Genomic DNA, 7,767 nt, shown 5'->3' on the forward strand with positions numbered 1-7,767 from the left:
CCTATGTCATCACCGTGAGCGACCCACAGACCGAGTGTTTCTCTACCGACACTGTATGGGTAGGCTCTGATTTCGAGGCCCCGACAGTGGATGCGGGAGATGACAGGAATCTCTATTGCAACAGTGATGGTATCTATTTCGGTGCAGACACGGACAACTATCCCTTCGAAGCTGAGTGGAGCACTCCCGATGGAAGTTTTCAAGAAGGCAAAGGTTCTCTTGACATCTGGGTCACCTCCCCTGGCACTTATATCATAGACCTCACCTGGTTGCAGAATGGCTGTACAGATTCAGATACCGTGGTGGTCTATCCTCTAGAATATCCAGAGGTGGATGCGGGTCCAGATACATCTATCCTATGTACTGAAGGATTCATCTTCTTACCCGCTCTGGTCGATGAGGATGACGTGGAATATACCTGGTCAACTACGAATGAAGGATCCTTCCATCAGGATACCACTGCTTCTGCCGATGTGACTATCTACAGTGCAGGTACCTATGTCCTAGAGGCCTATGATCCAGATTCGGATTGCAGTTCTACAGATACCGTAGAGGTATCCTTCGATACCTACAATCCTTTCCTCACGGTCTACGCGTATGAGGATCGGTATATTGCTTGCGACAGCTGGTATGGAGTCTATGTGGTTGGTACATCGGATCCTCCTGTCGATACATATATCTGGAGTTCCCCGACCGAAGGAGAGTTCTACCAATTCAGCACCGAGTCAGGGGAAGTCGAGATCTACGATCCGGGTATCTATGTACTCGAGGCCATCGATGAGAACGGATGTTCAGCAACGGATACCATGGAAGTATTCCAATCCAATGAATCCGAGTTCTTCTTTGCCGAAGCCGGACCGCCCAAGTTGATCAATTGCTACTTGGATTCTACTACGCTAGAAGGGGAGATCTACTACGAATTCGAGAAGAACATCGAAGAAGGGAAAGGACCTGAACAAGGGTATGAGAATGTGGAATGGTACACCTTTGACGGGAACATCGTCTCGGGTCAGTTCACTTTCAATCCGGTAGTGGATGCCCCTGGGACCTACTATATGATCGCCTACGAACTAGAAGGCGGTTGTGAGGCTACCGATTCCACGGTGGTGGTACAAGGGCCATGTATCCTTCCCTACTACCCGCCTTTACCTGAAGGTAAGACTGAAGATATCATTGGGAGCGAGTTGACCTCTCTGTTCATGAACTATGATCAAGAGACAGACACCATCAACAAGATCTTCCGGATCGCGAATGACAGTGTGTATATAGAGGTGATCACCATAGAAGGTGAGACGGCCGCTGCTAAGAATCTATTGGTCAATGACACTCTATACGGTATGACCGATCTGATCCCGAATGGGCTCAATCCACTGATCATCACCGGAAAATTTGCGATTGCGAAGCTCGACAATCTCAATTCCCCACCAATTTCAGACAAGACCGTCTACGTACGTCCGGTATTCCCAGCCGTGACCAGTGTGGGAGTAACGACTACTCAAGGAGACGAGGCCCAGCGATCGGATATCGTACGCGATGCCTACATGATCGATGGTGCTGGCACCAAGGTGTGCGTGCTGTCTGATAGCTACGACACGGCTCTTGGTGGCACAGGAGCTTCCAACAACGTACTCAATGGCGACCTTCCCGGAGCCAGCAATGCAGTCTATCCTCTACCAGTGGATGTGATACAAGAATATCCCTATGGAATCGCTTCTGACGAAGGAAGGGCCATGCTCCAGATCGTGCATGATGTGGCCCCCGGTGCAGAACTCGGATTCAGGACCGGAGTGATCAGCGAAGGTGACTTGGCTCAAGGTGTCCTCGAATTGGATTCTGCTGGATGTGATGTCATTGTGGATGATATATCATTCTTGACCTCTCCTTTCTTCCAAGATGGAGTGATCGCCCAAGCCGTGGAACAGGTTTCGGCCGGAGGTACATCCTATTTCGTGGCCGGAGGGAATTTCGATGACAATTCCTATACCGGTGACTTCGATGCAACGATCGCACCGTTAGGCTTTGAAGGCCAAGTGCATGATTTCGGAGGTGGGGATATCCGGCAGAAACTTACCTTATCTCCAGGAGTCTATACCATCGTATTGCAATGGCAGGATAGCATCTACTCCAACGGTCAGACGTTGACCGGTACGACCAATGACCTAGACATATTCTTGACCAATGAACTCGGCACGGAATACTTCGGTTTCAACAGGAACAATATCGGAGGGGACCCATTGGAAGTTCTTCCGTTCACTGTACCCGGTGACAGTACAGTGGAGGCCAACATCATGATCGTCAGACCCCAAGGAAGTGGACCAGTCACTTTCAAATACATGGCTTTCAGAGGAGATCCACAGATCACGGAATTCGCCCAGGGTAGCTCGACCATCGTGGGTCAGGCCAATGCAGAATCGTCTATTACATTAGGTGCGGTCAACTACTGGCAGACTCCTGATTTCGGAGTCGACCCTCCGGTGATTGCCAGTTTCTCTTCTCAAGGTGGTACTCCAGTGAATGGCATAGTCAGAGAAAAACCAGACCTCACCGCCCCGAATGGCGGTAACACTACCATCGATCTAGGTTCTGGGGATGTGGATGGTGACGTCTTCCCTAATTTCTTCGGCACCTCGGCTGCAGCACCTCATGCAGCAGGAGTCGGAGCACTTCTACTTCAGGCGAAGAACGATTTCTATGCTGAGACGATAACTCCAAGTGAGATGAAATCCATCTTGGTCAGTACAGCATTGGATATGGGTGACCCTGGATTCGATCTGGAGTCTGGATCGGGTCTTTTACGTGCTGATGAGGCCATGCTGACCCTGGCGGCACCCATACCTGACCTGATATCATTGGCTTTGGATGACAGCACCCAGACCCCAGGTCAGGATACTCTCGGGTTCCAGGTCATCGGTGACTATTTCACCGCTAGTTCGGTCATCGTATTCGGTGATGACACCTTACCCACTACCTATATCAATAGCAGTTTATTGACTAGTATGGTCGACCCATTCACAGGCGACCCTGGACTCTACGTCTACACTCCTCCTTTCACGCCTTCATTGGATGATGGAGGTAACTCGGATACCTTGAGTTTCTTCGGGGATCAGCCGGTAGCGGTCGTCATTACAGCCGATGATAAATCCAAACTCTTTGGATATGCGCTGCCCACATTCACTGCCACTGTCACCTTGAATGGAGCGACACTGGAAGACCTCGGTCAGTCCTTGAGCGATGTAGGTATCGATAGTATCGCTTTCCAGACTACGGCCACAAGCATGAGTCCAAGTGATTTCTATATCATCACTCCAGAGATATTCTTGACCGATAGCAGTGCCCTGGACAACTTCACCTATGAAACGGTCAACGGTGTACTCAATGTAGAGAAACTCCCACTGACCATCCTTCCTAAGGATACCACGGTAGTCTATGGAGATAAATTGGATGGTCAGGAATTCTCCTTTGACTACATCTACGATGATTCAGGAATTCCATTGGATGAGCGCGCGGCTTTCCTACAGGCTCTTGAAGATGAACATCGAGCTACAACGACCAACGCCATCGGTTTGATCAGTGATACCGTATTGGTAGATGACCGTGGAGTGATACGCGATGACTTCGTCAATCTCGGATTCTTGGCTACACAGCGAGCAGTGGTCAGCGCACGACCTCAAGTGACCCAACGACCGGTGGTGAGTGACTTCACCTTTGACACGACTCTGGTCGTTGATGTTTCCCCTGCTTCCCTATTTGCCTATCAATTGGATTCGGCAGAAGCTGACCTTTTTGCTACAGGACCCCTTCTGAATACCCAGCGTGCGGTGGTCAGTCAACGGGCAGTGGTGAGCGGTCTGGCCAAGATCGACCAGCGGCCTGTGGTAAGTGGATCGACCATTCTGAATAGTGCCTCATCCGGTAACAGTGGAGAATCCGATATCGTGGTGATATTCGATGAGAGCGATGCGGAAGCTCCGCCCAATGACACCATCGAAGTCTTCAAGTCGATCAATGTGATCACCGGCTTCGATGTCGGTACGCATTTCATTGCTTCGGCAGCCCTGCTGACCTCGAACTTCGAACTCCTGCTGGAAGTAGGAGATCTGACGGTGGTCGAGGCACCATTGACCGTGACACCTGATAGTATTACGGTGACTCAAGGTCAGATCCCAGAATTCACCTATTTCTTCACCGGTCTGAAATTCTCCGATGACCCAAATGTTATCTTCAGTGGTGAAGCGACATTCACCGTACTGGATAGTTTGGGGAATGTACTTCCTGGTCCCACCTACCCTACAGGTACACATACGATAGTGATGTCAGGTCTGGTTCAGAACGAACCCCAGAACTATGCCCTGACCTATGCCACGGGGGTATTGAGAGTGCTGCCTTCTGCCATCTTCGTCATTGCAGACCAGGCCTGCATGACCCAGAATGGACCGCTCCCTGAGTTCACATATACTGTAGAAGGATACCCGGGCAACATAGAGGATATACTCATCTCCGATCCCGTATTCCTACTGGCTGAAGCCGGAGGACAAGAGTTCTATCCAGCCGGACAACAGTGGAATATCGGTATTGTTCCTGGAACGTATATCCTCCTGCCGGACAGCATCGTGCTTGAAGGACAAGATGATCTGGAAATCATCTATGTCCCCAATCTCATGTACGTCAATCCTTACGGAGAAGGGGCAATGGATGTCAATGTATTCGTAGAGTGTATCGAACCGCTAGGTATTCCGGTCTTAGGCTATAGTCATGAGGTGACCTTCGGATACAACAATCCGAATCCGATCACCCTTTGCGTTCCCCCTGGGGAGAACAATTTCTTGACCAGCAATGGTAGCTATCATGTCGAACTGCCTACCCTCTTCCATCCGGGAGTGAACTATTTCACTGGGTATTTCGACAATGAGGACCTCTGGTATACTCTCAAGACCTATGAAGAATACACCTTGAATGTGAACACTACCCTGGCCGGGCCGAATACCATTTCTTGCATCCCGACCATATTCTTCTTCAAGGACAATGAAGAGACCCTGCTGGATGTATATCCTAACCCGACCCAGGGAGAGGTGACTGTCAGGCTGGACCAGGAATTAGGCGTGATCGAGCACTTGGAAGTATTGAATACGATGGGTGTCAGACAGGACATTCCTCTTAACTTTGATAGGAAGGGACGAGAAATGCAGATCGATCTGAGTTCACTTCCGATCGGTGTGTACCTCATCCGAGCGCAGTCTGACCAAGGACTGTTCACTAAACGGATATTCAAGGAATGATATCCGATCTGATATGAGCGGTATCATTCGGAAGAAATGCTAGAGCGGAACGAAATACGAGCATTCGGGATCAGACTATTGTTCTCAGTCCTGATATGCCTATGCGCTGTTTCCTCTAGCTTGGCCCAAGTGGATAGCCTCATGGAGGTGATCGCCTCCAAGCAAAAGGACTCCACGCGGGTCAATGCGATGATCGAGCTCTCCCGATTCTATCTCGCTTCTGATATCGAGAAGTCATCGGACTATGCCCAACAGGCCGAGGTTCTAAGTGAAAAGGCGAAGTATAAAAAGGGGATGGCCAATGCCTACCGCTATCACGGGCTGGCCTCTTATCTAATAGGTGACTATGCCAGTGCGGTGGATCAATGGCTGGTGAGTGTAGGCCTATTCGAAGAGATAGGAGATAAATCGAACGTGGCCCGTATCTACTCCAATATAGGAGCGGTCTACTTCAATCAAAGCGATGACCTGAAGGCTCTCGAGTTCTATCTCAAGGCAGAAAAGGTCGCAGAAGAAGTACAAGACACCCTACGTCTGATGGCGGTATTGACCAATATCGGGGCACTCTATGGGGAGAACGAACTGACCTATGACAAGGCCATCGAATTCGACTTGAGGGCTTTGGCGATGGGTGAGAAACTGAAGGATGCCAATACGATCGGGACCATTGCATCCAATCTGGGAGAGATCTATACCGCCCAAGCCCAGATCATCCGAAATAAGGCCGGTCAGGGAGTAGAATCCATAGAACGGGAAGAATTCGAAGCTGCTATGAAAGAAGCGGACGAGATGGACTCACTGGCGCTGGCCTATTTCTATGAATCATGGACCGCCTTTGCCGGAACAGAGAATGAGACCTACGCGCTTCGTGGTATCGGAAAGGCATATATGAATCAAGGGCGTTTCGATGAGGCCCTTTCCCATCAGAGAAGAGCCTTGGCACTGGCCGATAACCTGGATGCCAAAATGGATGTAGCCCAATCCAATCGGGCGATCGGTGACGTCTACTACAATATGGGTGAGTATGAAAGTGCCCTCGAGCATTATCATATAGCCTTGGACCTAGCAGAAGAACTGAGTCTCAAACAGGATCTGGAAGACATCTACCGGAGTCTGGCAGATACCTATCTGGAGATGGAGGACTTTGACGAAGCGTACACGTATCAAGCGCTTCTCACTGATATACGCGATACGCTGTACCGGACAGAGATGAATCAGCGATTGGATGGACTGCTATTCGAGCGGGACATGGACAAACGTCAAGCTGAACTGGCCCTAGTAGAGGAGCAAAGAGAGCGGCAGAAGTTGGAAAAACATGCCTTTCAGGCCGGTCTGGGATTCATCGTGGTCATCGCTTTCATTCTCTTGCGCATGTACTTCACCAAGGTGCGCACCAACAAACTTCTCGATAAGCAGAAGGACCAGATCGAGACCCTACTCCTCAATACCTTACCGGCAGATGTCGTCAAAGAGCTCAATGAGCATGGTGAATCCAAACCGAAGGACTATCAAATGGTATCGGTCCTATTCACTGATTTCAAAGGCTTCTCATCCCTGGCCAGTCAGCTCACTCCACATGAATTGATCGATGAACTGACGATGTATTTCACGGCCTTCGATGAGATCATGGAAGAACTCGGTGTCGAGAAGATCAAGACCATAGGTGATGCCTATATGTGCGCTGCAGGGGTACCCAAGCCAGACCCTGACAATGCGGTGAAGATGGTACAAGCAGCCCTCAAGATCCAGGAGTTCATGGCCCGTGCCAAAGAAGATAGGATCAAGCGTGGACTTCCCCCATGGGAGTTGCGCGTAGGCATACATACAGGCCCTATAGTAGCGGGTGTGGTGGGAATCAAGAAATACGCCTATGATATCTGGGGAGACACAGTGAATGTTGCTAGCCGAATGGAGAGCAACGGAGAAGCCGGTCGCATCAATATCTCAGAAGCCACCTATCAATTGGTCAAACATCAGTATGAGTGTGAGCACCGGGGAAAGATCCATGCAAAGAATATCGGTGAGATAGACATGTACTTCATCAAGCATGAGATCAATGGTGAAGCTGAGAAACTGGTAGAAGAAGCTCGATCAATGATTAGCGCAGAGGACCGGGATTCCTGATTCGTTCAGCAATACATTCTCCTTGTCCATTTTTCCGAAAAGCTGGTTGCGGGAAGAAACATTGGCCATGATGGAGATCAGGTCCATCTTCTCATTCCTGACATGCGCCAGGGTCTCTTTGGAATAGCCGATAGAATAACGGTCAGAATCCTCTTCCTGATAACTATACTTCACTCCTCTCTCCTCAAGCAATTTCTTGGTGGCTTCGATGTTGCGCAGAATCTCCTCATCCAATGGGACACCAGGCTTGAGTATGGCGAAGATCACGATCTCCCCATCTGGAGCCATAAGATCGATGGTCTGCTCTACTTTGACCAGATAATCTTCATGAGGTGCTACAGGCATCATGACCTTCTTATATCCACCT

General features: G+C 49.8%; 3 protein-coding genes. 2 read left to right on the forward strand and 1 reads right to left on the reverse strand.

Annotated elements, in window-relative coordinates; genetic code table 11:
* Together HKN79_11140 and HKN79_11145 are read left to right on the forward strand one after the other, a co-directional pair.
* Positions 1 to 5,276: S8 family serine peptidase (locus tag HKN79_11140; protein NNC84121.1), on the forward strand; the 5,276-nt coding region annotated here is incomplete at its 5' end.
* A 36-nt stretch (positions 5,277 to 5,312) separates the two neighbouring features.
* Positions 5,313 to 7,400: a tetratricopeptide repeat protein gene (locus tag HKN79_11145; protein NNC84122.1), complete on the forward strand. Its 2,088-nt coding sequence runs from the start codon at positions 5,313 to 5,315 to the stop codon at positions 7,398 to 7,400.
* Here HKN79_11145 and HKN79_11150 read toward each other — a convergent pair.
* Positions 7,368 to 7,748, reverse strand: coding sequence for a hypothetical protein (locus HKN79_11150; GenBank protein NNC84123.1), 381 nt, complete (start codon positions 7,746 to 7,748; stop codon positions 7,368 to 7,370). The genes HKN79_11145 and HKN79_11150 overlap by 33 nt on opposite strands.
* Between the last annotated feature and the right edge of the window lie 19 nt (positions 7,749 to 7,767).

Source organism: Flavobacteriales bacterium, assembly GCA_013001705.1.
Lineage (GTDB): Bacteria > Bacteroidota > Bacteroidia > Flavobacteriales_D > JABDKJ01 > JABDLZ01.